The organism is Prevotella conceptionensis 9403948, from assembly GCF_000312305.1.
GTDB lineage: Bacteria > Bacteroidota > Bacteroidia > Bacteroidales > Bacteroidaceae > Prevotella > Prevotella conceptionensis.
The window spans coordinates 145,098-147,877 of the sequence record NZ_HE999448.1 but is presented as its reverse complement, the minus strand read 5'-3'; the positions used below and the strand labels follow the sequence as shown (position 1 = coordinate 147,877).

Here is a 2,780-nt window from a genome sequence, read left to right as displayed (position 1 = left end):
AGCAATGGCCATAGCAATGCTCGCCTTGGGCGCAAACGCAAAGCAAAAGGTGCAGAAAACGCCTGCACAACAACTCATCGAACGTCTGAAAACGCTGCAAAAGCGCGGCGTGATGTTCGGTCATCAAGATGCCCTTTTCTACGGAACGACGTGGAAATGGGAGTTTGGGCGCAGCGATGTTAACGATGTTTGCGGCGATTATCCCGCCGTTTTAGGCTGCGAATTGGGCGGACTAGAACTGGGAAACGACAAAAATCTGGATGGTGTTCCCTTTGATAAGATGCGCCAACAGATTATAGCCCACCATCAAAAGGGCGGCATCGTAACCATCAGTTGGCACCCCTACAACCCCGTTACAGGCAAAGATGCCTGGAATACGGAGGGAGATGCCGTTACAGCTGTGTTGCCTGGCGGTAAAGAAGTGGCCAAAATGCAACTTTGGCACACACGTTTGGCTCAATTCTTGGGCTCGCTTAAAGACGAAAAAGGCCATGCCGTACCTGCTATTTTCCGTCCGTGGCACGAGATGAGCGGTGCTTGGTTTTGGTGGGGAAGTAAGCAATGCACGCCCGAACAATACAAGGCGCTGTTCCGTCTTACGTTCGATGCCATGATGCAAGCAGGCTTGCGCAACCTGGTTTGGAGCTATTCGCCCAACGCTCAGGCCAACGACACGCCCGAACATTACTTTCTCTTTTACCCCGGAGATAGCTATGTGGATGTGCTGGGCGTGGATTTGTACCAGTATAACGGCAGTGCGGTCTTCATCGAGCAATGCCAAAACGAGATGCGCATCATGTCCGAGTACGCCAAAAGCCACAACAAGCTGTATGCTTTAACCGAGGCAGGCTACCGAAACACGCCCGATGCCCAATGGTATAGCTCTACATTGCTGCCTGCCATCAAGGGATTTACCCCCAGTTACGTGCTGCTTTGGCGCAACGCATGGGATAAAGCCGAAGAAAACTTCGGTCCGGCACCCGAGAAGACCTGCGCCAACAATTTCAGGAAGATACACAAGGAGGGCGCGTTCCTTTTTCGTAGCCAGTTGCAATGCGCACCAACAAAAGGCTGTTGGATGGTATCGAAGAAAGGTAAGAAATAAGTTTCTGAGTTTCTGAGTTTTTAAGTTGATACGTTTGAAGGCTTATTCTGCTTTTAAAGGAGATAAAGTGAATGAAGAAATCGCAAGCCTACAAACTCTCCAAACTCATTAACTCATTAACCCCCCTAACTCATCAACTCATTAACTCCCCAACTCATCAACTCACAAATATGTTAACATTCAATTCAAAACTCAATGCACTTCGCCAACGCCACGAGGCATTGCTCACCACCCCTAACCAAATGTTAGCGCATGGCAACGGCATTTACGAACGCTATGCGAACCCTATACTCACTGCCGAACATACCCCTTTGGAGTGGCGTTACGACCTAGACGAACGCACCAACCCCCACTTGATGCAACGCATCATGATGAATGCCACGCTCAATGCAGGCGCAATGAAATGGGGCGACAAGTATCTGTTGGTGGTTCGTGTTGAAGGAGCCGACCGAAAAAGCTTCTTCGCCGTGGCCGAAAGTCCTAATGGCGTAGACAATTTCCGCTTTTGGGACGAGCCGATAACCATGCCCGAAACCGATAATCCCGCAACAAACATCTACGACATGCGCCTTACCCAGCACGAGGATGGCTACATCTACGGTGTGTTTTGTGCCGAACGCCACGACGACAGCAAGCCAGCCGACCTATCGGCAGCCACGGCCACGGCCGGAATAGCACGCACACGCGACCTGAAAACGTGGGAACGACTGCCCGATCTTAAAGCGCGGAGTCAGCAACGCAACGTTGTTTTGCACCCCGAGTTCGTTGATGGCAAGTACGCTTTCTACACCCGTCCGCAAGATGGCTTTATCGATACAGGTTCGGGGGGCGGCATCGGCTGGGCATTGGTGGACGATATAACCCACGCCGAGGTGCACGAAGAAACCATTATCAACCCTCGCCACTACCATACCATCATGGAAATGAAGAACGGCGAAGGTCCGCATCCCATCAAAACGCCACAAGGCTGGTTGCATTTGGCACATGGCGTGAGGGGCTGCGCTAGCGGATTGCGCTACGTTCTTTATATGTATATGACCGCACTTGACGACCCCACGCGACTGATTGCCCAGCCCGGCGGCTACCTTTTGGTGCCACAAGGCGGCGAATATGTGGGCGACGTGATGAATGTGACGTTCTCTAACGGATGGATTGCCGACGAAGACGGGCGCGTGTTTATCTATTACGCCTCGTCGGACACACGCATGCACGTGGCCACGTCGACCATTGAGCGGCTGGTAGACTATTGCCTACACACGCCGCAAGACGGACTAACCACCGCCGCTAGTGTTGAAACCATCAAGAAACTCATTGCCAAAAACCGCGCATTATGAAGATTGCACTTAGCGAAAAGATAGGTTACGGACTGGGCGACATGTCGTCGTCGATGTTTTGGAAACTCTTCGGAGCCTATCTCATGATATTCTACACCGACGTATTTGGCATCTCGGCCGCCATTGTCGGCACCATGTTCGCCATCACTCGCGTATGGGACTCGTTCTTCGACCCCATCGTTGGAGCCGTAGCCGACCGCACTTCGTCGCGCTGGGGGCGCTTTCGCCCGTACTTGCTCTATCTGGCCGTGCCCTTCGGAGTCATTGGCGTGCTAACATTCCTCACCCCACCGATGCACGAGACGGGGAAAATCGTCTACGCCTTTATCACTTACGGGCTG

At 52.4% G+C, this 2,780-nt stretch carries 3 protein-coding genes; all 3 read left to right on the top strand.

Annotation, left to right across the window (positions count from 1 at the left end; all coding sequences use genetic code 11):
* Positions 1-4: 4 nt before the first annotated feature.
* Positions 5-1,105 (top strand): glycoside hydrolase family 26 protein, encoded by a 1,101-nt coding sequence (locus BN93_RS09985; RefSeq protein ID WP_019188195.1) that lies wholly within the window; start codon positions 5-7, stop codon positions 1,103-1,105.
* A 170-nt stretch (positions 1,106-1,275) separates the two neighbouring features.
* A complete protein-coding gene (locus BN93_RS09980) occupies positions 1,276-2,439 on the top strand; it encodes a glycoside hydrolase family 130 protein (protein ID WP_019188194.1) in 1,164 nt (387 codons plus the stop codon).
* The coding region (locus BN93_RS18635; protein ID WP_044260390.1) for an MFS transporter at positions 2,436-2,780 on the top strand (345 nt) is incomplete at its 3' end. The genes BN93_RS09980 and BN93_RS18635, both read left to right, overlap by 4 nt.